This window comes from Burkholderia sp. E168m15 (genome assembly GCF_016586105.1).
GTDB classification, from domain to species: domain Bacteria; phylum Pseudomonadota; class Gammaproteobacteria; order Burkholderiales; family Burkholderiaceae; genus Burkholderia; species Burkholderia orbicola.
Genome location: NZ_BCPO01000119.1, coordinates 52,510 through 78,603, shown reverse-complemented (window position 1 = coordinate 78,603; position 26,094 = coordinate 52,510). Strand labels below are relative to the sequence as shown.

General features: G+C 66.8%; 24 protein-coding genes. 10 read left to right on the top strand and 14 right to left on the bottom strand.

Features of this window, described 5'->3' with window-relative positions:
* The 3 genes from JMF86_RS19285 to JMF86_RS19275 all read left to right on the top strand — a co-directional run.
* The coding region (locus JMF86_RS19285) for an MFS transporter (protein ID WP_201317108.1) at nt 1–786 on the top strand (786 nt) is incomplete at its 5' end.
* Between the two features lie 55 nt (nt 787–841).
* Nucleotides 842–1,570 carry an HAD family phosphatase gene (locus tag JMF86_RS19280; protein WP_011547485.1) on the top strand — a complete coding sequence of 243 codons (729 nt, stop codon included), beginning with the start codon at nt 842–844 and terminating at the stop codon, nt 1,568–1,570.
* 30 nt (nt 1,571–1,600) lie between these two features.
* A complete protein-coding gene (locus JMF86_RS19275; RefSeq protein ID WP_011547484.1) occupies nt 1,601–3,130 on the top strand; it encodes a mannitol dehydrogenase family protein in 1,530 nt (509 codons plus the stop codon).
* On the opposite strand, the gene JMF86_RS19270 is transcribed toward JMF86_RS19275, so the two are convergent.
* Nucleotides 3,119–5,071, bottom strand: a complete 1,953-nt coding sequence (locus tag JMF86_RS19270) for an FUSC family protein (protein WP_227746117.1) — start codon at nt 5,069–5,071, stop codon at nt 3,119–3,121. The two genes, JMF86_RS19275 and JMF86_RS19270, sit on opposite strands and share 12 nt — an antisense overlap.
* Nucleotides 5,072–5,172: 101 nt before the next feature.
* The gene (locus JMF86_RS19265; protein WP_011547482.1) at nt 5,173–6,270 is read right to left on the bottom strand and encodes a branched-chain amino acid aminotransferase; all 1,098 of its coding nucleotides are present in this window, start codon (nt 6,268–6,270) and stop codon (nt 5,173–5,175) included.
* Nucleotides 6,271–6,452: 182 nt separating this feature from the next.
* On the opposite strand from JMF86_RS19265, the gene JMF86_RS19260 reads away from it, so the two are divergent.
* A complete protein-coding gene (locus JMF86_RS19260; protein ID WP_041489475.1) occupies nt 6,453–6,911 on the top strand; it encodes an Lrp/AsnC family transcriptional regulator in 459 nt (152 codons plus the stop codon).
* A gap of 129 nt (nt 6,912–7,040) precedes the next feature.
* On the opposite strand, the gene JMF86_RS19255 is transcribed toward JMF86_RS19260, so the two are convergent.
* Complete coding sequence (locus JMF86_RS19255; protein WP_011547480.1) at nt 7,041–8,030, bottom strand: quinone oxidoreductase; 990 nt, start codon at nt 8,028–8,030, stop codon at nt 7,041–7,043.
* Between the two features lie 120 nt (nt 8,031–8,150).
* Nucleotides 8,151–9,110, bottom strand: a complete 960-nt coding sequence (locus JMF86_RS19250; RefSeq protein WP_011547479.1) for an aldo/keto reductase — start codon at nt 9,108–9,110, stop codon at nt 8,151–8,153.
* Between the two features lie 170 nt (nt 9,111–9,280).
* Here JMF86_RS19250 and JMF86_RS19245 point away from each other — a divergent pair, with 170 nt between their 5' ends.
* The 5 genes from JMF86_RS19245 (at nt 9,281) to JMF86_RS19225 (ending at nt 14,735) form a co-directional block, all read left to right on the top strand.
* Nucleotides 9,281–10,180, top strand: coding sequence for an AraC family transcriptional regulator (locus tag JMF86_RS19245; protein WP_011547478.1), 900 nt, complete (start codon nt 9,281–9,283; stop codon nt 10,178–10,180).
* A gap of 170 nt (nt 10,181–10,350) precedes the next feature.
* On the top strand, nt 10,351–11,268 hold the full coding sequence (locus JMF86_RS19240) for a LysR family transcriptional regulator (protein ID WP_011547477.1): 918 nt from the start codon (nt 10,351–10,353) through the stop codon (nt 11,266–11,268).
* Between the two features lie 220 nt (nt 11,269–11,488).
* On the top strand, nt 11,489–12,538 hold the full coding sequence (locus JMF86_RS19235; RefSeq protein WP_011547476.1) for an Ldh family oxidoreductase: 1,050 nt from the start codon (nt 11,489–11,491) through the stop codon (nt 12,536–12,538).
* A gap of 140 nt (nt 12,539–12,678) precedes the next feature.
* Entirely contained in the window at nt 12,679–13,959 is a 1,281-nt protein-coding gene (locus JMF86_RS19230) for an MFS transporter (RefSeq protein WP_011547475.1), read from the top strand.
* Between the two features lie 44 nt (nt 13,960–14,003).
* Nucleotides 14,004–14,735, top strand: coding sequence for an ABC transporter substrate-binding protein (locus tag JMF86_RS19225; RefSeq protein ID WP_011547474.1), 732 nt, complete (start codon nt 14,004–14,006; stop codon nt 14,733–14,735).
* Between the two features lie 42 nt (nt 14,736–14,777).
* Here the strand turns inward: JMF86_RS19225 and JMF86_RS19220 are convergent, their stop codons facing one another.
* The 5 genes from JMF86_RS19220 to JMF86_RS19200 all read right to left on the bottom strand — a co-directional run bounded on the left by JMF86_RS19220 (nt 14,778) and on the right by JMF86_RS19200 (nt 21,156).
* A complete protein-coding gene (locus tag JMF86_RS19220) occupies nt 14,778–15,980 on the bottom strand; it encodes an MFS transporter (protein WP_011547473.1) in 1,203 nt (400 codons plus the stop codon).
* Between the two features lie 59 nt (nt 15,981–16,039).
* On the bottom strand, nt 16,040–17,230 hold the full coding sequence (locus JMF86_RS19215; protein ID WP_012339808.1) for a M20 aminoacylase family protein: 1,191 nt from the start codon (nt 17,228–17,230) through the stop codon (nt 16,040–16,042).
* Nucleotides 17,231–17,313: 83 nt separating this feature from the next.
* On the bottom strand, nt 17,314–18,648 hold the full coding sequence (locus JMF86_RS19210) for a DUF3100 domain-containing protein (protein WP_011547471.1): 1,335 nt from the start codon (nt 18,646–18,648) through the stop codon (nt 17,314–17,316).
* Between the two features lie 48 nt (nt 18,649–18,696).
* Entirely contained in the window at nt 18,697–20,214 is a 1,518-nt protein-coding gene (locus tag JMF86_RS19205) for an aldehyde dehydrogenase (RefSeq protein ID WP_011547470.1), read from the bottom strand.
* Between the two features lie 54 nt (nt 20,215–20,268).
* Nucleotides 20,269–21,156: an NAD(P)-dependent oxidoreductase gene (locus JMF86_RS19200; protein WP_226292069.1), complete on the bottom strand. Its 888-nt coding sequence runs from the start codon at nt 21,154–21,156 to the stop codon at nt 20,269–20,271.
* A gap of 128 nt (nt 21,157–21,284) precedes the next feature.
* Here JMF86_RS19200 and JMF86_RS19195 point away from each other — a divergent pair, with 128 nt between their 5' ends.
* Entirely contained in the window at nt 21,285–22,193 is a 909-nt protein-coding gene (locus JMF86_RS19195) for a LysR family transcriptional regulator (RefSeq protein WP_011547469.1), read from the top strand.
* A gap of 192 nt (nt 22,194–22,385) precedes the next feature.
* Here the strand turns inward: JMF86_RS19195 and JMF86_RS19190 are convergent, their stop codons facing one another.
* From JMF86_RS19190 to JMF86_RS19170, 5 genes are all read right to left on the bottom strand, one after another.
* Nucleotides 22,386–23,480 (bottom strand): TrkA family potassium uptake protein, encoded by a 1,095-nt coding sequence (locus JMF86_RS19190; RefSeq protein ID WP_011547468.1) that lies wholly within the window; start codon nt 23,478–23,480, stop codon nt 22,386–22,388.
* A 60-nt stretch (nt 23,481–23,540) separates the two neighbouring features.
* Entirely contained in the window at nt 23,541–24,875 is a 1,335-nt protein-coding gene (locus JMF86_RS19185; protein WP_011547467.1) for an FAD-binding oxidoreductase, read from the bottom strand.
* Nucleotides 24,872–25,153, bottom strand: a complete 282-nt coding sequence (locus JMF86_RS19180; protein WP_011547466.1) for a hypothetical protein — start codon at nt 25,151–25,153, stop codon at nt 24,872–24,874. Before JMF86_RS19180 ends, JMF86_RS19185 begins: the two co-directional genes overlap by 4 nt.
* A gap of 6 nt (nt 25,154–25,159) precedes the next feature.
* Nucleotides 25,160–25,435, bottom strand: coding sequence for a hypothetical protein (locus JMF86_RS19175; RefSeq protein ID WP_006478768.1), 276 nt, complete (start codon nt 25,433–25,435; stop codon nt 25,160–25,162).
* A 173-nt stretch (nt 25,436–25,608) separates the two neighbouring features.
* Complete coding sequence (locus JMF86_RS19170; protein WP_011547465.1) at nt 25,609–25,818, bottom strand: hypothetical protein; 210 nt, start codon at nt 25,816–25,818, stop codon at nt 25,609–25,611.
* Nucleotides 25,819–26,094: the final 276 nt, after the last annotated feature.

Sequence of the window (26,094 nt, the reverse complement as noted above, 5' to 3'; positions counted from 1 at the left end):
GATCGTGCCGACGCGCATGGCGAGTTGTCGAAGGTGCGGGAATCCCAAGCGGCCGTCCGACACGAGATTGCCGATATTCGGGACGTGGTCGAGCGGCAGCAGGACGGCGCGACATCGGGGTGGCGCACGATGCGCGAGCCCTGGGTACGCCCCGCTCTCGTTGCCGGCCTCGGCGTCGCCGCGTTCACCCAGCTCAGCGGCATCGAGATGATGATCTATTACACGCCGACGTTCCTTCGCGACGCGGGGTTCGGCGCGTCGGCATCGCTCTGGGCCGCACTCGGCGTCGCCGTCACCTATCTCGTGATGACCTTCATCGGCAAGCTGACCGTCGACCATGTCGGCCGCCGCACGCTCAGCCTCGCGACGCTGCCCGTCGCGGCAGCCAGCCTCGTGCTGCTTGGCTGCCTGCTGCGGGGCGACTTCGTTTTGCCCATGCAGCAACTGTGGATCGTCATCTGCCTGATCGCGTTCATGGTGTTCAACGCCGGCGGTATCCAGGTCATCGGCTGGCTGACGGGCGCGGAAATCTACCCCGTCGCGATTCGCAACCAGGCCACCGGCGCGCACGCCGCAATGCTATGGGGCTCGAACCTCTTGCTGACCGGCACTGCACTGACCGTGACCAAATGGCTCGGTGTCGGCGGTGCGATGTGGGCGTACGCGTGTCTCAACGCACTCGCATGGGTATTTATCTATTCGATGGTGCCGGAAACGCGCGGTCGCAGCCTCGAGGACATCGAACGCGCATTGAAGCGCGGAACGTTCGGGCCGCGCCATTCATGATCGGACACGGTCAAGCCAGTCACGTCCATCCTGCTTTCTCATCACGGAAACCGACATGAACGAACTTACTGCCACACGTCGACTTTCGGATCATGCGCTGATCAGCGATTGCGACGGCGTGCTCGTCGATAGCGAAGCCGTCGCCGAACGCATCGTCGTGACTCGCCTCGAGCACCTCTGGGGGCTCGCCGGCCTTCGCGACGTCATACGTCCCCTGCTCGGCATGCGAGCCGAGCAATTGCTGCGCACGGTCGCGACCATCGTCGACCGGCCGCTCGACGACGACACGGTCGAGGCGATTCGCGCGGACATCCACGCAAACGCGGTGAATGCGCCGGCCATCGACGGCGTGCGCGACGCGTTCGCCGCCATCCCGCTCGTCAAGGCGTGCGCCAGCAACAGCGATCTTGCCTATGTGCGCAGCGTGGTCGACCGGATCGGTCTGGCCGACCTGTTCGGCGAACGCTTGTTCACGGCCGACCAGGTGCCCTCGCCGAAGCCCGCGCCCGACGTCTATCTGGCCGCCGCCCGTCGCATGCATGTGGCGCCCGAACGGTGCATCGTCGTCGAAGACAGCGCGACGGGTACGGCCGCCGCGATGGCCGCCGGCATGACCGTACTCGGCTTCGTGGGCGCCGCGCACGCGGCACGAACGCAGACGGACAAGCTGCACGCCGCAGGCGCGTCCGTCGTCTTCGACGACATGGCCGCGCTGCCGTCGCTCGTCGAGCGCTGGCTGCGACACATGCAGGACACGACGCCCGCTTGGCGCGTACGCGCCTGACCTTCCCCGAACGAGAAACACCTCGCGATCATGAACGACAACGCATCCCCTCCGGCGCGCGAAGACGACACGCGCCATCCGCTCGCCAATGCAACCCTCGGACGCGCGGCGCCGCACGTCGCCGTTCCTGCCTACGACCGCCATCGCCTGACGGCAGGCATCGCGCATATCGGCGTCGGCAACTTCCATCGCGCCCATCAGGCGCGCTACATCGATCATGTGCTGCATCTGCCCGGTCACGAAAAATGGGCAATATGCGGAATCGGACTGGGTAGCGGCCCGGCCTCGGTCGCCAAGGCCGACGCGCTTCGCGCGCAGGATTGCCTCTATACGCTGACGGAGTTCTCGAGCGACGGCACGACGGTCGTGCGCGTCATCGGTGCAATGATCGAGTATCTGCACGCACCGGCCGACCCGGAAGCCGTACTGACCCGGCTTGCCGATCCGGCGATCCGGATCGTATCGCTGACCATCACGGAAGGCGGTTACAACCTCGACGAGACGACCGGCGCATTCCGGTTCGATACGCCCGACGTCGCACACGATCTGCTGGGCGGACCGCCCCGTACCGCGTTCGGGTTCATCGTCGAAGCGCTCAGACGGCGTCGAGCCGCCAACGTACTGCCCTTCACCGTGATGTCCTGCGACAATCTGCGCGGTAACGGGGATACCGCGCGGCGCGCGGTGCTCGATTTCGCACGGGCGACCGACGTCGATCTCGCCGCCTGGATCGAGCGTTACGTCGCGTTCCCGAACAGCATGGTCGACCGGATCGCGCCGCAGGTGACGGACGCGATCCGCCTGCGCGCCAACCGGTTGTCAGGCTTCGACGACACGGCGCCCGTCGTTGCCGAAACGTTCTCGCAATGGGTGGTCGAGGACAGCTTCAGCGCCGGCCGCCCGGCATTCGACGCAGCGGGCGTCGAATTGCGTGACGACGTCCATGCGTACGAGTCCATGAAGGGGCGCATGCTGAACGCTTCCCACATGTTGCTCGCTTACCCGGCGATTCTGCTCGGACATCGCTTCGTCCATGACGCCATGGCCGATCGCGATCTCGCGGCGCTGCTCGACATCTTCCTTACCCGGGACGTCGGCTCGATCCTCACGCTACCGCATGGCGTGTCCGCACGCGCCTATGCCCGCGATACGCTCGCGCGCTTCCGCAACGCCGCACTGGGCGATCAGTTGCTGCGCGTCGCGCACGACGGCGCGTCGAAGATCCCGGTGTTTCATGAAAAGACCATCGGGGCATTGATCGCGCGTCACGGCGACATGCGCCGTGAAGCCCTGCTGCTGGCCTGCTTCCAGCATTACCTGAAGGGTGTCGACGATCTCGGCAACGCGTTCGCAGTCAGTGAGCCGCAATTCGAGGCAGCGGATCTCGAGCGCGTGCGAAGCGGCGCGCCACTCGCGATCCTCGATTCAAAGCCGTTCGCCCCGCTCGGGCTCGCTTCCAACCCGGGGTTCGTCGAGCTATTCCGCACGATGCAGGCAGCCGTGGCGACACGCAGGACGCGCGACGCCATCCGGCTGGCGCTCGATGCTTCAGATACCTGAACAACGTATCGCTTCCCGAACATCGGGGGCGAGAGCGCTGCCATCGGCGCGATGCGAGCGTTCCTCGCCCGTATTTTTTCCGAACAGCGCGTCCTCGAATGCGCGGTTGAGTTCGGTCAACTTCGCGTCGAGCCGCGCCAGATCCCGATGGGCCGGTAACGAAGGGTCGCCGGCTACCGCAAGCGTTCCGTGCCCGACGCTCGCAGCCGCATCGAGTCGCATCGACCGGCCGTGATCCAGATCGCTGATCAACGCATCGATTCGCGTGACGACAGCCGCGCGCGCCGGCCGCTCGAATGCGACATCCGGGCCACCGGCTTCGACCGGCAGGCGTGTCGCCACGATTCGGCCATACAGCCAGCAGGACAGCAACGTGTCCGACAACCGTCGGGCGTCGCCGGACGCACGGAGCATGCGCCACGCGGCCAACGGCCGGATCGCCATGCGCACGTCGTGAAAGCGGCGATCGGCCGCGCGCATCTGCGCCGCGCCCGGCCGCGTGCCGTCGTCGCGCTCGTGCACGAGTTCGCGCAGCGCCACCAACAGCCCGTGCGAGCGCGTCGCAATGTGGCGCGACGCCGCCAGCGGCATCACCAGCAGCGCCGCCGCGAGCGACACCGCGCAGCCGATCAACACCTCGCCGATACGCAGTTCCGCAAGCGCGCCGATCTCGAACCCCAGTTGCGCATAGACGAGGCCGATCAGCACCGTGAGAAAGAACACGCCGCGCCCATAGGCGTGCAGGATGTGGTACGCCCAGCCAAACACGCACACGCCCATGACGATGACCACGAGTGCATTCGCATGATGAGCCGCGCCGACGACGAGTACGCTCGCGAGCGCGCCGGCGAGCGTCCCGGCGACGCGTTGCGCGCCGCGATAGATCGTGTCCGCGCACGAGTACGTGCCGAAGAACACGACGAACGTGCTGAGCACCGCCCACATCCACCGCTCCGACGACAGCGTCTCGCCGATCAACATCGCGGCGCACGCAGCCGCCGCGGCGCGGATCGCCGGCAACCATGCAAGCGTGCGCCAGCCGGCGGTCCACGGCACCGCGCGCGCGGGCCGCGGCGTCGCGGGCGGCGGTGCGGCGGTCATGCGCGCCGCCAGGCCGTCGACGACGCTCTCGAAGCGGGCAATCGCGGCACGTAGCACCGCGGCGGCGGCATCGGTTCGATCGCGGCTCAGCACGCGTCGAGCCGACGCGATCTCCAATGCGACGAGCGCGATGTGCAACGCGCGCGTGTCGCCTTCATCGCGTGTCGACGCGTGATGCTCGAGCGCGATGGCGGCTTCGTTCAGCGCCAGTAAATGGGCCATCGCATCCAGCGCGCCGGCATCCGACACGTCGCTTCGTGCGATACACGCCGCGTGCAGCGATACCGAGCGCGCGATGAGCCGTGGCGTGGGCGCCGCGTGCACCGGCAACAGCACGCGGCAGACGAGCACGACGCTTGCCGGGCCGGCGATCGACATCGCCAGCATGTGGCCGGCCTGTAGCGCGGCCGGATGCAGATAAAGACCGAGGTAGTACATGGCGATCGCCAGGAACGCACAGCCGATCGTGCGCGGCCCGCGGGTCTGGCACAGCATCGAACAGAACAGGACGATCACGAACCCCGCCTTGCCGACGGCCGGCCACGCACTCACGCAGGCGGCCGCGGCAAAGCTTGCGCATGCGGTGCCGTACTGCCACGCAAGCGACTCATACCAGTCCAGCCGGTGAGCATCGCGCAGGAAGAGTGGCGCGATCATCGAGAACAGGATGCCCACCGCGCCGGTAGTGATCGCAAAACCGAGATGGAGCGCCGACGCAATGCCGAGCGCACCGGCCAGCAAGCTCGCCAGCGCGGCGCGCGCACCGCCCAGCAGACGATGAAGACCAGGGTCGACAATGAACAGGCGGTCAATCGCCCGTGACAACGAAACAGCTGACATGATCGAGGAATTCCAGGAGACAGCGCGGCGGCTTCCGGCCGGCATGCCGGCCACGGCTTTCATGACGGCCGTCGCGCGTCGCGAGGGCCGCCGTGCCGAACTCAGAACACGCGGTCTACCCAGCCGTGGCGATCGGCTTCGCGCCCGTTCTGGATATCGAGCAGCGCCGCCTTCAGGCGCTGCGTGACCGGCCCCGCGCCACCTTCGCCGATCGTGAAGTCGTACGCCCGGCCCTTCACCCGGCCGATCGCCGTCACGACCGCCGCCGTGCCGCATGCGAACGCCTCGACCAGTCGACCGCTGCGCGCATCCGCCTGCCATTGCTCGATCGTGTAGCCCTCCTCCCGCACCGTGTAATTCAGCTCCCGGGCCAGCGTGATCAACGACGCACGCGTGATGCCCGGCAGAATCGTCCCGTTCAGCGGCGGCGTCTGGATCGACCCGTCGTCGAATACGAAGAACACGTTCATCCCGCCCAGTTCCTCGATCCAGCGGCGTTCGACCGCATCGAGAAACACCACCTGCTCGCAGCCTTCGCGAATCGCCTCCGCCTGCGCCGCCAGGCTCGCCGCGTAGTTGCCGCCGCATTTCGCGTCGCCCGTGCCGCCCGGCGCCGCCCGCGTGTAGTGCTCCGACACCCACAACGTGACCCCGGCCGCGCCGCTCTTGAAGTACGCGCCGACCGGCGTCGCGATCACGCAGTACAGGTACTCCGGCGACGGCTTCACGCCGAGCACCGCCTGCGTCGCGATCATGAACGGGCGCAAATACAGCGCCGCACCGTCGAACGCCGGAATCCAGTCGCGATCGGCCCGCACCAGCGCACGGACCGATTCGACGAACATCGCCTCCGGCAACGGCGCCATCGAGAGCCGCTCGGCGGAGTGGCGAAAGCGCCGTGCATTCGCGTCGGGACGGAACAACGCCGCGCCGCCGCCAGGCAACCGGTAGGCTTTCAAGCCCTCGAAAATCTCCTGCGCGTAATGCAGCACGAGCGTGGCCGGATCGAATCGGAACGCTTCGCGCGGCCCGATTTTCGCGTCATGCCACCCTTGTTCCGCCGAGTACCGGATCGTCACCATGTGATCCGTGAAGACGCGGCCGAAACCGGGATCGTCGAGCAGCGCGGCGCGCTCGGCCGCCGGGACGGGATGGGGATTTTGTTCGAATGCGAAGTGCTGGACGGAACCGGTGCTCATTTTTGCCCCTTGATCGGCAGCGGGACCGCCCCGGCTGCTACGGGCCAAAATTTATCGTAGAAAAAATAATTTCAGGTTGCGTGTTCGACCTAAGATGGAAGCGTTTTGGCAATTCAATGCTTCAAAAAACGAACATTCCGGCACTGCATGCCTCAACCGAATAGGTCCGATTAATGACCGCGATCGAACTGGACGAAATGGACCGTCGCATTCTGAGAGCGCTCCAGGAAGATGGGCGCATCCAGAACGTGGAACTGGCGCAGAAAGTGGGCTTGTCGCCGTCACCGTGCCTGCGTCGGGTCAGGCAGCTGGAACAGGCCGGGGTCATCGAACGCTACACGGCGCTGCTCGACGCCTCGAAGATCGGCGCGGGGTTGACCGTGTTCGTCCGTATCTGGCTGACGAGCCAGGACGCGAAAACCGTCGACCGTTTCACCGAGGCGGTTCAACGGCTGCCACAGGTGCTCGAGTGCCACTTGATGGCGGGCGATTGCGATTGCCTGCTGCGGGTCGTGACCGCCGATATCGACGCCTATCGAAAACTCCAGATCGACCACTTGACCCGAATCGAAGGCGTGCAGAGCGTGAAGACCGAGATTCCGATGCAGAAGATCAAGCAGACTTCCGTGCTGCCGCTTTGAGCGTGCGCGGCGCTGCGGCAAGCCGTATGTGAAACGCCGTTCCCCTCGGACCGAGGAAGGAGTTGCGCCAGCGGTGACGCTTGCGCATCGCCGGCCCGGAGGCTGCGTCGCTTGAATGCCCGGTGGGGACTACCCGATGTCCATCACCGCCTTGCCCGACTGGCGGCGTTCCTCGAGAGCGGCGTGCGCGTCCTCGACGTTGTCCAGCGTGTAGCGTCCGTTGATTTCGACATGCAACGCCCCCTGCGCGATGGCGGCGAACACGTCGTCGGCGCGGCGCTGCACGGTGATTGCGTCGGCGAGATGATCGGCGAGCCGCGGGCGTGTCAGGAACAACGAGCCGGCTTCGCCGAGTTCGTACGGGTCGAGATCGCTGATCGGGCCGGTCACCGAGCCGTAGTTGACCACCAGCCCGCGCACCCGGGTCGCGCGGAAGCTGTCGCGCAAAGTGGTCTTGCCGACGGCATCGAACACCACGTCCACGCCGCGACCGTCGGTCAGTTCGCGGATGCGGTCCGCGAAGCCGCCGTGCTCGTAGAGCAGCACGTGATCCGCACCGCGCGCACGCGCGATCGCGGCCTTGTCGGCCGTGCTCGTGGTGGCGAACACTTCGACCCCGCGCCGCTTCGCCAACTGCACCAGCAATTGGCCGATACCGCCCGATGCCGCATGGACGAGGCAGGTCATGCCGGCTTCGAGCTTGCCGACGTCGTCGAGCAGATAATGCGCGGTCGAACCCTGAAAGATCGCTGCTGCGGCGAGATCGTACGCAATGTCGTCCGGGATGCGTGCAAGCCGTGCGGCGGGCACGACGGCATACTCGGCGTATGCACCCCAGACGATGCACCACGCGACGCGATCGCCGGCGCGCACGGACGTGACGCCCGCCCCCACCTCGACGACCTCCCCCGCGCCCTCCATGCCGAGCGTGCACGGAATCCGCACGGGATAGGTGCGCGAATCGCGGTACTTCCCCTGTCGCGTATGAACGTCCATGAAGTTGATGCCGGCCGCGACCACACGCACCAGCACTTCGCCCGCGCCCGGCTTCGGCACGTCGATATCCACTCGACGCAACACGTCGGGGCCGCCGTATTCATGAATCTGAATGGCTCGCATGAGCATGTTTCCTTCGTTTGATCACGTTTGAACGAAATGCGCGTCTGGTCGCGGCGCATCGACGAAACGGTGCGTCGACGCGGGACGGCACGACGTCGACGACGATCGCGAGCACGGCATTCAGCCTTGCATCTCGTGTTCCCACCAGCCGCGCGTGTTCACATCGGCAGCATCGGCGAGCGCTTCCAGTTCGGCGATTTCGTCGGCGGCAAGCGTGATGCGGCTGGCTCGAGCCAGGCCATCGACATGGTCGGGCCGGGTCACGCCGACGATCGGCGTCGTTCCCTTGGCGATGGCCCAGGCCGTCGCGACATCGGGCGCGGCTGCCCCGCGCTTCCGACCGATCGCGGCAAGTGCATCCGTCAGCGCTTTCAGCCGAGGCAGCATGCGATTGTAGGTCTGCGCCCTGTTGCTGCCTTCCGGCAAAGGATGCGCCGGACCATACTTGCCGCTCAGCGCGCCCTGCTCGAGCACCATATAGGCGAAGAACGGGATGCCGCGATCGCGGCAATAGTCGAGGATGCCGGCGCGCTCGGAATCGCGGTAAAGCAGACTGTAGTGGTTCTGGATCGCTTCGACCCGAAACCCGGCTTCGCGGAGAATCCGGTCGGCCTGTTCGATTTCGCCCAGGTTGTGATTCGAGACGCCGACGTGCTTGATCTTCCCGCTCTCGAGCAACGGAACCAGGTGCGGTGTCCACCGCGCCACATCGGCCGGATTGTGAATCCAGTAGAGGTCGACGTAATCCGTACCGAGGCGGGCCAGACTCTGCGCCAGCATGTCCGCCACCGGATCGGCGCCGGTTCCCGCGGCCTGCGGGGTGAATTTCGTGGAAAGCCGGTAGTCGCTGCGCGCGAAGCGCTTCAGCACTTCGCCGAGTACGGTTTCTGAACGGCCCATGCCGTACACCATGGCGGTGTCCCAGAGGCTGAATCCGGCCGCATGTGCCTTGTCGGCGACCGCTTCCAGGCCAGCCCGCGTGAGGCTGCTGCCGAAGTAGCCATTGCCCGCCTCGCCGCTGTCGCCCCAGGCCCACGTGCCCAGTGCAATCGTGGGGGGCTTCGGATTGTCGATTGTCATATGCGTTCCCTATTCGTTTCGCGGCCGGGTTTGCCGTGCCCCGGCTGCCGCTCACACTGTGATGCGCGGCGTCGCCGAACCGTTAGCCTGATATCCCGAAATAGCTGCACGATCCTCCAGAAACAGGTTCACATTGCCGCCCTTCCGTGCGGCATGCGATAGTCGGATGCATGGAAACCTTGACTGAAATCGCTTCCGTGATTGCCCGGCACGTGTCGATGGACGGCTTCCAGGCCACCCCGATCGAGCGGATGACGCTCGTTCGATCCTCCACGGTGACGATGCCGATGCCGAATGTTTACCGGCCGCAACTCTGTCTCGTCGCACAAGGACACAAGGAGGTCACGCTGGGCGACCGTGTCTTGAAATATGCGCCTGGGCGCTACGGAGTCGTGACCTACGATCTGCCGGCAACCGGCCGCGTGGTCGATGCGACGCCCGACAAACCCTACCTGTGCCTGTACCTCGATTTCGATCCGGTCATGCTGGCGGATCTGGCGCTGCGCGTGCCGCCGCCACCGGAAGCGCCCTCCCCGCCCGTCGGCAAGACGGTGTCCGACGCCGGCGCCGCGCTGCTCGATGCGGCGCTGCGCCTGCTGCGGCTGCTCGATAATCCGGCAGCGCTGCCCGTGCTCGGGCCGCTTGCCGAACAGGAAATCCTCTATCACCTGCTCGCCGGTCCCGACGGCGCCAGGATGCGCCACATTACCGCCAGCCAGGGCCGGGTGGCTCAGGTCGGTCGCGCCATCGCATGGCTCGGCAAGCATTTCCGGGAACGGTTCAGCATCGAGCGGCTTGCCGCGGAAGCGGGCATGAGCCCGTCGAGTCTGCACGAGCATTTTCGCGCGGTGACGGCGATGACGCCGCTGCAGTTCCAGAAGCAACTCAGGCTGCAGCAAGCGCGCAGCCTGATGCTGGTCCACGACATCGACGTCACGACCGCCGCCATCCGCGTGGGTTACGAGAGCCCGTCGCAGTTCAGTCGCGAATATCGCCGCCACTTTGGAGAATCGCCGGCACGCGACATCACTCGCTTGCGCGCTTCGGCGGATTCGGCAAGGATCACTTGAGCCGGCCGCCCGGCCGACCTCGCTGCGTACCCGGCACCGAGCAGTATGGGAGTGGCGCGCCGCAAGACAGGACGATCGCGCCGGCGAATTCGTGTGCCGTACGCATGAATTGACAGCCCCCATCGGCACGCCGAAACTGAGCATCCCTTTCCCTCGCTGTGGTCATCGGCATGAATTTCGAGATATCGGATTTGCGGGCCTTCGTGGCGACGGCCGACCTCGGCAGCTTTCGCGCGGCGGCCGACACGTTGCATCTGTCGGCGTCCGCGCTGTCGCGCCGGATAGAAAAACTCGAAGAGGTGCTGGGCGTCAGACTGTTCGAGCGAACCACACGGAAGATGGACCTGACGATCGTCGGCCGCGGGTTTCTCGAGCGCGCTCACCGCATCCTCAACGAGGTCGACAACTCGATGCTCGAATTCGACGACCTTGCCCGCAAGATGACCGGCGAACTCACGGTCGCGTGCGTGCCGTCGGCGGTGCGCTACTTCCTGCCGGAAACCATCGCGACCTATCATCAGCGCTACCCGGGCATTCGCCTGCGTCTCATCGACGAGCCGTCGTCGATGGTTTTTCTCGCCGTCGCGCGCGGGGAAGCCGATTTTGGCCTGACTTACGTCGGCACCGAAGAGCCGGACATCGAATTCACGCCGCTGCTCGACGACCCTTTCGTGCTCGCTTGCCCGCGCAGTCATCCGCTCGCAAAGCGCAAATCCGTCGCGTGGGCGGAGCTCGCCGGCCTCGAGTATTTGGCCATCGCACAAGGCAGCGGCAATCGCGCAGTCATAGACGAGGCGCTGGCAGGCGCGGCCGAGCGGCCCAAATGGTTCTGCGAGGTACGCCATGTGCCCGCGCTCGTGAGTCTGATCGAAGCGGGCCTGGGTGTCGGTGTCGTGCCTCGGCTCGCGATGCCCCGCGGCCCGCACAAGGCACTTGCGAGCGTCGCGCTCGTCGATCCGCCGATCCGGCGAACGCTGGGTGTCATCCAGCGGCGCGGCCGCGGGTTGTCCTCCGCGGGCCGCTTCTTCCTTCAGCTATTGACGGAGATGCGTGCACCCGGTGTGCCTCCCGCAAGCGCGGCCGCTTAGGCGAAGCACCGGCCCTCGGCTTCGGGCGGCACGGCAAGGCCTTCGCGGGCATCCGGTGATTGGGTTGGGTTCGATTCGTGCGCATGACGCACCAATCGAACGAAAATATGCGTTTGTTGCGTGAACCGCTCCTGCTCGATCATGTGCGAAACGCAAGCGGCGTGCTATTCGCAGCCGCTTGAACCGCACGGTTTTCAAATCGAAGGAGACAACGCGTTCCATGACCCAGCCCACTCCCACCCACGGCATCGTCAGCAAGGCACATCTGACCGAGCTGACCATCGAAGCACTCTGCGCGCTCGGCCTGACGCGCGCCGATGCGACCGACACCACCACGATCCTCGTGCTTGCCGATCTGTTCGGTCTGCGTACGCACGGCACGAGCCGTATCGAATCGTACGGCTCGCGCCTGCGCATCGGCGGCATCAATCCCGCACCGTCGATCACCACCGAACAGGTGGCGCCGGCCCTTTACCGCCTCGACGGCGACAACGGCATCGGCCCGCTCGTCGGCCATCGCGCACTCGATCTGGCGATGACGGCCGCACGCGAACAGGGCATTGCCTGTGTGTTCGTGCGCGGCAGCAATCACTTCGGTCCCGTCTCACCCTATTCGTACCTCGCGGCGATGCAGGGCTTCGCCAGCATCATCGGCAGTAACGCGACGACGACGATCGCGCCGTGGGGCGGCACCGACGCCCGCCTGGGCAACAGTCCCGTCGGCTTTGGCGTCCCGAACCCGAATGGTCGTCCGTTCATGCTCGACATGGCGATCAGCGTCGCGGCACGGGCGAAGATCCGCAACGCGCTCAAGCGGGGCGAGCCGATTCCCGGCGACTGGGCCACCGACGCTCACGGCAAACCGACCACCGATCCGAAAGCCGCGCTCGACGGCTTTCTGCTGCCGATCGGCGGCCACAAGGGCTACGGCCTCGCACTGGTGGTCGACCTGTTCGCGGGACTGCTTTCCGGAGCGGCGTATCTCACGCACGTCAAGTCGTGGGAGGACGACCCTGAACAACCGCAGAATCTCGGCCACTTCTTCATTCTCATCGATACGACCCGGCTCGGCAGCACCGGGTGGCTCGTCGCGCGCATGGCCGATTACGCGGCGATCCTGCACGGCTCCCAACCCGCCGATCCGGAGGCGCCCGTGATCGTGCCCGGCGAGATCGAACTCGGTCGCCTGGAACGCCAGATGGCGGAAGGCATCGATATCGGCGCGGCACAGCTCGCGATGCTGGAAGCGACCGCCCGTCCGCGGCGCTGAACGCCGCGTTCGCGAGCGTGGCCCGCCACGCTCGCGCCGTTCCAAACGCACGGCGCGGTAGCAAACCGACAAGCGACGGACCGGATAGCGCGTTCGAGCGCCCGGCCGTCAAGCACATAACAAGCTCCAGGGAGCGACAGGTGACAAACATTCGATGGCGCATCGTCCTGCTGCTGTTCATCGCAGGCTTCATCAATTATCTCGACCGTGCGGCGCTGTCCGTCGCCGCCCCCGCCGTCATGCGGGAACTGCATATGTCGCCGAGCAGCCTCGGGCTGTTGTTCTCGACATTCTTCATCGGCTACGCGGCATTCAATTTCATCGGCGGATGGGCGGCGGATCGCTGGGGCGGCAAGCGCGTCTTCTCCGGGGCAGTCCTGACGTGGTCGTTGCTATGCGGCGCGACCGGTCTTGCCGGCGGCTTCGGCTCGCTGCTGGCCGTCCGCACGCTGTTCGGCATGGCCGAAGGCCCGCTCGCGACGACGATCAACAAGATCGTGAACAACTGGTTTCCGCACAAGGAATCGGCGACCGCATTCGGCTTCGCGAATTGCGGCCTGCCGCTGGGCGGCGCGGTTGCAGGGCCGGTCGTCGGCCTGCTGACGGCCGCTTACGGCTGGCGCGTCGCATTCGCCGGCATCGCGTGTTTCGGCTTGCTCTGGCTGGTGTTCTGGATGTTCATGGCGACCGACAAGCCGCATCAGCATGCACGCGTATCCGATGACGAACGCCGGCTGATCGAATCCGACCGAAGCGTCCCGGAAAGCCCGTCGGACCTGCGGCCCCTCGGCTTCTACCTCAAGCAGCCCGCCATTCTCGCGGCGATGATTTCGTACTTCGGTTACAGCTACATCCTGTTTTTCTTTCTCACCTGGTTCCCGACCTTTCTGACGATGGACCGTCACCTGAGCCTGAAAAGCATGAGTCTCGCGACGGTGCTGCCCTGGCTGCTGGGGTTCATCGGCTACGGACTGAGCGGCGTGCTGTCCGATCTGATCTTTCGCCGCACGGGCAACGCACTGCTCGCGCGCAAGCGGGTATTGATCGCCTGTCTCGGCACGGCAGGCGTGTGCGTCACGCTGGCCGGCGCCGTGACCACGACGCTCGGTGCGCTGCTGTTGATGGCCGTTGCGGTGTTTGCCCTTTATCTGAGCGGCAGCGCCTATTGGGCACTGATTCAGGACACGATCCCCGGCCCGAAACTCGGCAGTGTCGGCGGCTGCGTACATGCGATCGCCAACTGCGCGGGCATCGTCGGCCCGGCTGCAACCGGCTTTCTCGTGCAGGAAAGCCATACGTTCTTCAGCGCGTTCTTTCTCGCGGGCGGTATTGCGCTCGCCAGCGTGCTGGCCGTCGCGATACTGCTGAGGCCCCGAGCGCTCGCGCAACGCGAGTCGAGCGATGCACGGGTCTGCGGCTGAAGGCCCGTGCCCACCCATGAATTTCTTTTCTTCACGCTATCGACATGAAACCCGACCCATCCGTCATTCGCGCACTCACACCCACCGGCAAGCTGCGGGCATCGATCAATCTCGGGAATCCCATTCTCGCGGGCAAGGACGCATCGGGCGAACCGGCCGGTGTGTCGGTCGACCTGGCGCGCGCCTTTGCCGCAACGCTCGGCGTGGCACTTGAACTCGTGGTGCTCGACGCAGCCGGCAAGTCCGTCCAGGCGGTCAGCGACGAGCGGGCAGACATCGGCTTCTTCGCCATCGATCCACGACGAGGAGAAACCATCGCGTTTACCGATCCGTACGTTTTGATCGAAGGCTATTACATGGTGCGCGATGAATCGTCGATTCGCGCCAACGACGATGTCGACCAGCCGTCGATCCGCGTGGCAGTTGGTGAGGGAAGCGCTTACGATTTGTTCCTGACGCGCGAGTTGAAGCATGCGCGGATCGTGCGGGCACCGACGTCTCCGACCGTCGTCCGGACGTTCCTCGACGAGGGCCTGGAAGTCGCCGCCGGCGTCAAGCAACAGCTCGAGGCGGACGCACGTCAAGCGCCTGGCCTGCGTTTGCTCGACGAACGATTCATGGTGATCCGTCAGGCGATGGGTTTGCCGAAAAGCCGCGGTGCGGCGGCAGCCGACACGTTGCGGGCCTTCGTCGAGGAAGCGAAGGCATCCGGGTTCGTCGCCGAGGCACTCGCGCGGCACAAGATTACCGGCGCGTCGGTCGCGCCCGCTGCGTAGGCCGATGCGGCCCATGCGTCGTCGGCTTCGGCGTCAGTCGCGTCAGTCCGAAACACGCGCGGCCGATCGCGTCCGCGCCGCGCCGAGGGCAACGATCGCGCCACCCAGTATCGCCATGCCGATCGACGTCAGCGTCACGACGAGCGCCACGCGCCCGCGGCCGGAGAAGAGCCCCACGAGCAGCCCGGCAAGCGGCTGCGTCGCGTTGTTCAGCAGGACGATGACGCCCGTCGTCTTGCCATAGTCCCGAGGGGGGATGATCGCCTGCCGTGCGCTGCGGATGTACACGTTGAACATCTTGTCGAAACCGATGACCATCAGGAAACCGGCAACGTACATCGCAATCGAACCCGACAGGCCCATCACGAGGCCGCCGGCCGCGATCGCGACGAATGCGACGATGCCGAGCCGCACGCGCGACACCTCGATACGCGCGACGAACAACAGGATCACGACCGTCGCGACGGCGCCCGCGACCTGCAGCCCCGCATAGAAACCGCCCGACTGCCGAAACGTACCGGTGACCATCGCAGCCGACGTCGCCAGTGTCGTCCCGATCACGAGGTTTTCCGCCGCCGCGAGCAGGACGAGCCGCGAGAGCCCCGGCAGCGTGAGGACATGCGTCAGCGCGACGCCGAACGGCGCATACCACGGCCCCACCGCGTGCTCGGGACGCGCGATGCGCGCCGTGCTGGTGCGTTGCCATACGAACGCCAACAGATCCGCCACGACGAACAGTAGCGCCGCGCAAGCGACGCCCCACTCCCAGGTACGGAAGCCCAGCAGCGCCGCCGCGACGATCGGCCCGAGCACGACGCCCGACTGATCGGCGAGCTGCGTATGGGCCAGCACTTTCTCGAAGCGCTGCAGCGGAAAAATCTGCGGCAGCAGCACCTCCCGGGCGACGAGACCCTGGCTCGTGAGTACGCCGCATACGGCGGACAGCGCGATCAGCCAGCCGATTCCGCTCCAGGCGACATAGCCGACGATGCCGATCAAACAGGCGACGGCCCGGCTGGCCTGGCTCGTTCGCAGCACGCGAATCGGCGACACGCGGTCGCTCAGTGCACCGCAGATCGGGAAGGCAATGAATCGCGGGAGCGTTTCGATGAAAAAAGCGAGCCCGGACCACGTCGCTTTCTGGGTGACCTGAAAGACGACGAGCGGTACCAGGAAGAGCAGCATCTGGTCTGCAAGACGCGCCAGAAAAAGAGAACCCAGAAAGGCCGGCTGATCGACGCGCATCACGCGTTTGCCCCTGCAAGATTGGTCGGAACGCGTCAGAGTATGCCAGCACCATCTCCCTACCGCGCCAGAACCCGCTCCACCAGCCTCACGAAATAACTCGCTCCCACCGGCAACAATGCATCGTTGAAGTCGTAACTGGCGTTATGCAGCAGGCAAGGCCCGCCGCCATGCCCGTGCACGCGATGATCGCCCACCCCATTCCCGAGGAACGCATAACAACCCGGCTTCTCGCGCAGCATGAACGAGAAATCCTCCGCCGCCATGGTCGGATCGACGGCCGCGTTCACATGCGCGTCGCCCACCAGCTCGCGCATCACCGCTACCGCCACTGCTGTCTGTTCGGCATCGTTCACGGTAGCCGGATACTGGCGCTGGAAATCCACCTCGCTCTCGCAATCGAAGGCCGCGGCCGTCGCGGCCACCACGGCGCGCATGCGCGTCTCGATCAGGTCGAGCGTCGCATCGGAGAAGGTCCGCACCGTGCCGCCGAGCCAGGCATCGGTCGGCACCACGTTCATCGCCTCGCCCGCATGCACCTGCGTGACCGACAGCACCGCGCCGTCGATCGGATTGCGGTTGCGCGTGACGATCCCCTGCAGGGCGCTCAGCACCTGCCCCGCCGCGAACACCGGATCGCGGCCCAGGTGCGGCATGGCCGCGTGGCAGCCGGCCCCGCGCAAGTCGATCCGGAACAGGCTGGTCGAGGCCATCAGCGGCCCCGGCCGCACCGCGAAATCGCCAGCCGCGATGCCGGGCCAGTTGTGCAGCCCGAACACGGCATCCACCGGGAAACGCTCGAACAGGCCGTCCTCGATCATCGCGCGCGCGCCGCCGCCCGCTTCCTCGGCCGGCTGGAAGAACAACTGCACGGTGCCGTCGAACTCGCCGTGCCGCGCCAGATGGCGCGCGGCCCCCAGCAGCATGGTGGTGTGCCCGTCGTGGCCGCACGCATGCATCGCGCCGGGCACCGTCGAACGATGCGCGAAGGTGTTGGCCTCCTGCACGGGCAGCGCATCCATGTCGGCGCGCAGGCCGATCGCACGCCCGCTGCCGCCGCGCTTCAAGGTGCCGACCACGCCGGTGCGGCCGACGCCGCGCGTGACGGCGTAACCCCATTGCTCGAGCCGCTCGGCGACGAGTTCGGCGGTGCGAAACACGTCGTAACCCACCTCGGGATGGGCATGGATATCGCGGCGGATCGCCGTCAGTTCGTCGGCGTGCGCGACGATGGAATCGATCAGTTTCATGCGGAGGGAAGTACTTTTGCGGTCGTCGCGGCGTGGCGTGGCGGTGGGCCGCTCCATGCCGCCCGCCGCCGCGCCGCGAGACGTCAGATATGGAACAGCTGCGCCACCAGGGTCGCGCCGATGAAGGTGCCGGCATTGGCCACGAAGGACACCAGCACGATGCGCCAGCCGAGCCGGCGGAAGGCCGGGATGTCCTTGGCGATCGACAACCCCGCGAACACCAGCATCGGCGTGGTCACGCCGAGGAAATCGTTGTGCGAGCTGAGCGCGGCGATCTGCGAAGCCCACGGGGACCACGGCGAGGTCAGGAACATCGCCACCACCGATACCCAGCAGACCGCCGGAATCCGCCGCCCCGTCACGCGCGCCAGCGCGTCGCCGACGATCGTCGCGCCCACCATGATCGCGATCCCCGGCAGTCCCGCCAGCGGCGTGGTGCCGTGGGCGATCCAGTCGCACACCAGCGCCATCGCGGCCGTCACGATCCAGGCCAGCAGCTTGCCGCCGTAGCCGAGCGCGGGCGCCTCGGTCCGCACCTCGCCCAGCGACGGGCTGGCCGCCTCGGGCTGCGCCGAAGCCTTGGTGGTGCGGCCGATCAACGGCTCCAGCACGCGATAGCCCCAGACTGCGAGCGGCAGCGAGATGAACAGCGTGAAGTAGGTACCGATGGTGGTGGTGATCAGGTTGCTGGCCGCGGCGAACGCGAGCACCGATTTCGCCGTCTCCGGGTCCTGCTGCGCGGCGATCGCGCCCGACGCGGCCGCCATCATGCTGCCCGAGCCGACGCCCGAGCCCATCGCCAGCGCGAGCGGATCGAAGATGCCAAGGCTGCTCACGAAACCCGCGAACACGGCGATGAACACCGCGCCGAACACGGTGCCGGTCAGGTACTCGGCCAGCACGCCGCGGCCCTCGGCCGAATCCATCCCGTACTTCTCGCCGATGATCGCCAGGCTCGGCTCGCGGCCCACCGAGAAGGTCGCGCCGATCGCCTCGCGCTTGATGCCGAGCAGCAACGCGAGCGGCAGGCCGAGCAGGATGGTGCCGACGAAGTGGCCGAATTCCTGGAAGGCCAGCGCCCAGCCCGCCGACGCCAGCTTGGGCAGCGCGCTGCCCACCATCAGCCCGAGCTTGGAGACGAACAGCAGCAGCGCCGGCTGCAGGATCGCGGCCGCGAAGAACTGGTCGGGCACGCTCAGGCGCGCGCTGCTGTTCCAGCGCGCGCTGGCCAGCCCCACCGCGGCGCCGAGCAGCAGCGCCCAGATCATCGGCAGCAGCACGACCTTGCCCGGTCCGAGCTTGAACGTGAACGAGCCGATCCATTCGGCGACCAGCAAAATGCCGGCCGCGTAAAGCAGGACCTTGGCGGTGGCCGCGCCGCCCAGCTCGCGGCGCTCGATACCCAGTGCGTGTTCCATGACGAATCTCCCCTTGAAGCCCGGCTGCCGTCGCATGCGGACCGGTGATTACAGATAACCGAACGCGGTGGGCGGCGCTTCCGCCGTCTCGACCCACACGCTCTTGGTCTGCGTGTATTCGTACAGCGCCTCGACCCCGCTCGAGCGGCCGTAGCCGCTCATGCCGTAGCCGCCGAACGGCGACGCCACGTTGATGGTCTTGTAGCCGTTGACCCAGAAGGTGCCGGCATTCACCTGCGCGGCCACGCGATGCGCGCGCGCCACGTCGGTGGTCCACGCCGCGCCGGCCAGGCCGAAGTCGGTGTCGTTGGCGATTGCGATCGCCTCCTCCTCGGTGTCGAACGGGATGGCGGCCACCACCGGCCCGAAGATCTCGGTGCGCGCCACCTCCATCGCGTTCGACACGCCGGCCAGCACGGTGGGCGCGACGAAGTAGCCGCCGCGGCCCGTCTCGACGCGCTCGGCCGAGCCGCTGGCGAGCGTGGCGCCCGCCGCCACGCCGTTCGCGATCATCGACATCACGTGGTCGTACTGCTTGCGATTGTTGATCGGGCCCACCTCGGTCGCCTCGTCGAGCGGCGCGCCGACACGGATCTTCTTCGCGCCCGCAGCCACCATCGCGACGAATTCGTCGTAGACGGCGCGCTGCACCAGCAGACGCGAGCCGGCCACGCAGCTCTGGCCCGCACCGGCGAAGATCGCCGCCTGCGCGGTCAGCGCGGCGCGCTTGAGGTCGGCATCGGCGAACACGATATTGGCCGACTTGCCGCCCAGCTCCAGCACGCAGGGCAGCACGCGGCGCGCGGCGGCCTCGGCGATGCGCGCGCCGGTGGCCGGCGAGCCGACGAACACCACCTTGCTCACCACGCGATGCGCGATCGCGGCCTGCCCGGCGGTGTGACCGAAGCCGGCCAGCACGTTGACCAGACCGCGCGGCAGCCCGGCCCGCTCGCCGAGCTTCGCGACCGCCAGCGACGTGAAGGGCGTGAGCTCCGACGGCTTGAGCAGCACGCCGTTGCCCATCGCCACCGCGGGCGCCACCTGCCAGCCGCAAGTGAACACCGGCGCGTTCCACGGCGTGATCTGCAGCACCACGCCGGCCGGCTCGCGGCGCGTGTAGTTGAGGTGCGAGGTCGGCACCGGGATCACGCTGCCGTAGAACTTGTCGGTCCAGCCCGCGTAGTACTCGAACATCTCGGCGACCTTCGCCACCTCGCCCCGGCAGTCGCGGATCGGCTTGCCCGAGCCCAGCGCCTCCAGCCGCGCGATCGCGTCGGCCTCGGCGCGGATCGCGCGCGCCACCTCCTGCATCACGCGGCCGCGCGCGGCATGCGTGAGCGCCCACCATTCGCGCTGCGCGCGGCGTGCGCTTTCGGCGGCATGGTCGATCACGGCTGCGCCGGCGTCGCGATAGGCGAGCGTGGCCTCGCCCGTCGCCGCATCGTAAAGCTGGATCGTGTCGCCCTGGCCGGCGACGAGTTCGCCGTCGATATACGAGCCGATCGTGGCGGCACCGGGGAAGAAGTGCGCGAAAGCGGCGAGCAACTGGTCTGCGTGCTGGGTCATGTCAGGTTTCCGTACAGGTAAGTCGAGCGGGATCGTGGCGCGGGCTGCCCCGCCTCAGGCCGGGTCGAGGAAGTCGACGATGCGGTTGAAGTCCTCGCCGTCGGCGACGGAACCCTCGCTGGCCGCCCACACGCGCGCCGCCTCGCGCGCCACCGGCGCGACGCTGTCGAACTGGTCGAGCAGGCCCAGCGCGAGCCGCACGTCCTTGCGCATCAGCTTCATCGTGAAACCGGAATCGAACTTGCCATTGAAGATCCAGGTCGGGTAGTTGGTCAGCGTCGCGCTGTTGCGGCCGGAGCCGCCGTTGAGCGCCTCGACCAGCTTTTCCGGATCGACGCCGGCCGCGCGCGCGGTGCGCACCGCCTCGCTGGCGACCAGCAGGTGCACGCCGGTCAGCAGATTGTTGAGCAGCTTGGTGACGTGGCCGGCGCCCACCGGCCCCACATGCACGCGCTTGGCGCTGATCGCCGCGAGGATCGGCTCGATGGCCGCGATATCGCTGTCCGAGCCGCCCAACACCATGGTCATCGTGGCGGTGGCCGCGCCCTTCGGGCCGCCGCTCACCGGGCCGTCGACGAAGCCGATGCCGCGTTCGGCCAGGGCCGCCGCCACGCGCCGCGTGCTGTCCGGATCGGCCGTGGTGGTGTCGATCACGATGGAGCCCGGTTTCGCGTTCTCGAGCACGCCGCCGGCGCCCAGCACCACCGCCTCGACCACCGCCGAGGTCGGCAGCGACAGCAGCAGCACGTCGGCGTCGCGCGCGATCCCGGCCACCGAATCGCGCGCCGACAGCACCGCCTGTTCGGCCAGCGCGAGCGCCACGCCCGGCGCCGCGTCGTAGCCGAGCACCGTGTAGTCGCCGCGCCGCAGCGAACCCGCCATGCCGCGCCCCATGTTGCCCAGACCGATCACGCCCACCGTTTTCATCCGACGACTCCTGATAGCTGTTGGTTCGAGGCCGGCGCGCCAGCTTGCGCCTGCCTTGCATGGCTACGATGTTCGGTCCGGCGATCCGTATAATCAATCAACGCCAATATTGATATTGTTCTCTTTTTTAGAACACCCGAATCATGAGCGATACCCTGACCGACAGCCGCATCGTCTATTTCTACGAGGCCGTGCGTTGCGGCACGATCCGCGCCGCGGCCGACTGGCTCGACGTGGCGCCCTCGGCCGTGAGCCGCCAGATCGGGCTGCTGGAGAAGGAGCTCGACGCCACCCTGGTGGAGCGCCACGCGCGCGGCGTGACGCCCACCGAGGCGGGACGTTGCGTGATCGAGTATTTCCGCGAGCAGCTCGCGCACCGCGACGACCTGATCTCGCGGCTGCAGGAGTTGCGCGGGCTCAAGACCGGCCAGGTCAGCCTGGTGCTCGGCGAAGGCTTCGTCTCGGATCTGCTGGCCGGGCCCATGCAGCAGTTCTGCCGGCAGTTCCCCGGCATCCGCGTCAACCTCGACGTGGGCAGCACCAACGACGTGATCCGCAAGATCTCGAACGACGAAGGCGAGATCGGCCTGGTGTACAACCCGCCCAGCGAACCCAAGCTGGTGTCGCGCGCGTCGAAGCGGCAGCCGATGATGGCGATCGTCGGCCCCGACTTTCCGCGCCGCAGCCACAAGGTGCTGACGGTGCAGCAGCTCGCCACCTACCCGCTGGCGGCCACTCACCCGTCCTACGGCACGCGGCAGATGATGGAGGCCGTGGAATACGCCGAGCGCGTACGGCTCGCGCCGATCATCACCACCAATTCCTTCGCGATCCTGAAGGAGTTCGTGAAATCCGGGCTCGGTATCTCGGTGATGCCGGCCTTCGCGGTGACGGCCGAGCTGCAGGCCAGGGAGCTGTTCGCGATCGACATCGCGCATCCGATCCTCGAGAACGCCGAAGCGCACATGGTCACGCGCGTGGGCCGCAAGCTCTCGGTGGCCGCCAACAAGATGCTGCAGATGATGACGGGGCAGATGCGGGCGTTTCGTTAGGGGGGCTGGCGTGGCCCGTACTCCTGCTCCTGAACGCGACGCGGGTTCGGGTTTGGAGACGGCTTCATGAAAACCGCTGATTCCGCTACAAAGTGTTCCAGCAGATCAAGCAGCAGCCGCGTTCGAGACAGGCTTCATGGACAACGCCAGGCGCCCGTGCCCTCATGGGCGCATCACCCAAGCCAAACGTCCTCACGCATCCGGATCGGGAATCCGCGCCGACTGAATCACCACCAGCGTATCGCCCGCCTCGATCCTGCACGGCGCATCCTCGTAAAACGAATAGATCTTCCCGCAGCGATCGAGCCCGACCACGATCGCGCCCGGCACGACGTTCGTCAGGCAGCCGATCTCATGCGGCAATGCCTCGCGCTCCAGCAGCGTCGCGCGCCCGCGCGTCGACAGCATGTCGTTCACGAACGGCACGATGTAGCGGCTGTGGACCGCATCCGCCAGCAACAACGCACCGATCTTCGTCGACGATACGATCACGTCCGCGCCGGCCTGCCGCAGTTGCCGCTGGTACAGGTTCTCCTGAATCCGCACGACGATCTTCGTATCGGGCGCGATGCTGCGCACCGACAGCGTCAGCAGGATCGCGGTCGGATCGTCGGTCACCGAAATGATCACGGCCTTCGCCGCGCGCACCTGCGCCTGCTGCAGCAGATCCTCATGGGCCGGATCGCCGAGCAACCCCGTCACGCCGAGCGACGTCGCCGCCTCGAGGGCCTGCTGCTGCGAATCGATCACGATGATCGTCGCCGGATCGACGCCGCTCTCCAGCAACTCGCGCACCGCGATCGATCCCGACAGGCCATAACCGCACACGACGATGTGATCGGACAGTTGCTTCTGCAGGCGTTTCATGCGGAATTCCTCGATGACGCGCTGGATCACGAACTGATACGCCGTGCCCAGGAAAATGAACCAGATGCCGATGCGGATCGGCACGATGAAGAACGCATCGAGCAGGCGCGCCCGCGCCGTGACGGGCACGATATCGCCGTAGCCGACCGTCGCGACCGTGACCATCGTGAAGTACACGAGATCGGCCACGGTCATCGGCGTGCTCTTGGTCGAATCGCGCAGGCCGTCGCGATCGAGATACAGCACGAGGAACGCCAGCGTGCACAACAGCACGACCGCGCCGAGACGGAACAGCAGCGTGCGCAGCGGCGACGTCGCGGGGCGCGTGAACAGCGTGCGCGCACGCGGCGCCTGCCACGGATTGCGGGCGCGACGCAGGCGCATGCGCAACGAGCGGCGCTGATCGGATGGCGTGGCCAACGGGGAATCTCCTGAAGGATGCGGGCTCGATTCTACGACGGGAACGCGTGTGCCCGGCCGTCACAGCATGCTGCGCGGCCGCACCATCGTCCCGTCGACGAACCGCCGCGCGCGAAACGCCGACAGGTCGAGCGACGGCGCGCCCGTGTCGATCCATTCGGCGAGCAGCCGGCCGACGATCGGCCCCATCGCGAAGCCGTGCCCGCAGAACCCTGTCGCAATCGCGAGCCCCGACGGCGTACCCGGCGCATCGATCACCGGGATGCCGTCGGGCAGCACGTCGATCAGGCCGGCCCACGCTTCGACGATCTGCGCATCCTTCAGCGCGGGAAAGATTGCCTTGAGCTTCGCGAGCGCGCGCGGCGCATGCGCCCGATTCGGCTGCGGCTGCGGATCGCGCGGCTCGATCGGCCCGGTCGCGCCGCCAATGCGTGCGAACACGTCGCGCCAGGCGGACGCATTCAGGTGCAGCCGGAATTTGTCGCGCTGCGACCAGAATTCCGGCCAGAAGAGGCTCAATCCGCGCAGGTGGCCGAGCGTCAGATCGACGTCGACCTGCATGTCGTCGGCGAGGTTGATCGCGCCGTTCTTGCGCTGCCGGATGCCGAGACCGTGCCCCCAGATCGTCGACGCGGACACGTCGGGCAGCACGTTGGTGCGCATGCAGGTGCCGCGCACGGCCTGCTGCGGCAGCCGGATGCCGACGCCGTCGAGCAGCCGGAAACTGGTCGCGCCGGCCGCGCAGATCACGCGCCGCGTGCGGATCGTGCCGCGTTCGGTCGCGACGCCGACGACCGCGCCGCCCGCCGTCTCGATCGCGGTCACGCCGCAGCCTTCGAAGAAACGCGCGCCGGCCTCGGTCGCGCGCGCCGCGAACGCGGCGGCCACGCGGCGCGGCTCGGCCTGGCCGTCGGTCGCCGTGTACAAGCCGCCGAGGGTACGCGCGTGCGTCGACAGGCCGTTCACGCGTTCGTCGATCTGTGCGCGCGTCAGCGTGCGCGTGTCGAGCCCGTGCTCGCGCGCCACGGTGAGCCACGCCTGGAACGAGGCCCAGTCGTCTTCGTTGTCCGCCAGGTAGAGGCAGCCGCCCTGCCGCCATTCGAGATCGAAACCGAGCGCCTGCTCCAGGCCTTCCCAGATCCGCATGCCGGCCATCATCAGCGGCACTTCGGCGGATTCACGCCCTTGCTGTCGCACGAAGCCCCACGCGCGCGTCGATTGCTGGCCGGCGATGCGCGATTTGTCGAGCACGACGGCTTTCAAGCCGCGCAAGCCGAGGTAGTACGCGGCCGCGCAGCCCATGATGCCGGCGCCGACGATCACGACGTCGGCTTCGGGTGGAAATGCCGTATCGGCGTGGCTCAATGCGTCGTGCAGCGGATAGGTGGTGGTCATTGTTTTCTGTCGGATGTCAGGGCACGGCAGGCGAAGCTTAGCGCGTCGATGCCGCGATCGCCGAAGCGGCCGCGGCTGGCAAGCAACTGTTCGCGCAGGATCAGCGCGAGCGGCTGCTGTCCGTCGAGCGGGAAAACGGCGAGCCGTTCCTGTATCTGCCGGCGTAGCGCGCACGCGCAATCGATGCGCGTCGCGCTCGACCACGCCACGTCGAATGCCCGATCACCGCGCAACCATTCAGTCAGGACTTCACGGCCTGCGCGGGGCGGCCGCTGCACAAGCGCTCAGTGCGAATAGCGCGTTTGCGTGCCTGCCGTACGATCGAACGGCTGCAGCCTCGCGAGCTGCTCGATCGACATCGTGACGACTTCGAGAACATGCCGCGCGATTTCGTCGTCGGCCATGCCGGCGTTGACGTACTGCTCGATGCTCATCGTGCGGGGCGGGTAGCTGCCGGTTTCGTCATCGACGATGTCGATCCTGGCTGTCCGCCTCTCGGGCGACAGCACGATCTGGACGGTCTTGCCGTGAACGACGGTCTGCATGCACAAGGTGGACATTCGCGGTCTCCAATTGCGTTGCCTTCGGACGATCGATACCCCACAACGGGAGTCGTCAATCTACAAATTTCCCGACGCATTCGCAATATTCAGGCAGCAATGCCGGCCGTTCGGCGCACTACACCGCCGCTCGACCCGAGGCCCGCATGGCACGGGCCTCGGCACACGCCGCGCTACGCATAGCGGCTCAACCACTCTTCGGAGAATTGTCTGGCGTACGCGACCGCTTCGGCTTCGGTGTCGAATTCACCCAGCTTGCGGAACGCAGCCTCGCGGCTGAAACCCACCTTCGTGACCTCGACCTGCGCGGCGTATTTGCCGGTCTCCGTCACGCGCGGCTCGCAGTTCATTTCGTATCCGCGCATCAAGAATTTCTTCTGCATCGGTTCAAACGCTTTTTTGAGACGGCGAAATCGTAGCACGCGGCTTTGCTGGCGTCGAAAATGTAACTTCGTTGGTTTCACTAGAGGAAACCGTCCAGCGATCGTCCTACAAAAATGGCATGGCTACGTCGGTCCGGGCCAGTACGCGCCCTGCGCTGGTGCATCGCACGGCGATTACCTGCCGTCTCGTGCGCAATCGCATCCCGGTCCGTCGTCAATCCCATCCCGGTCCGTCGGAATGCGGACGTGAAGGCGTCGAACGCCCCGCCGCGCGCT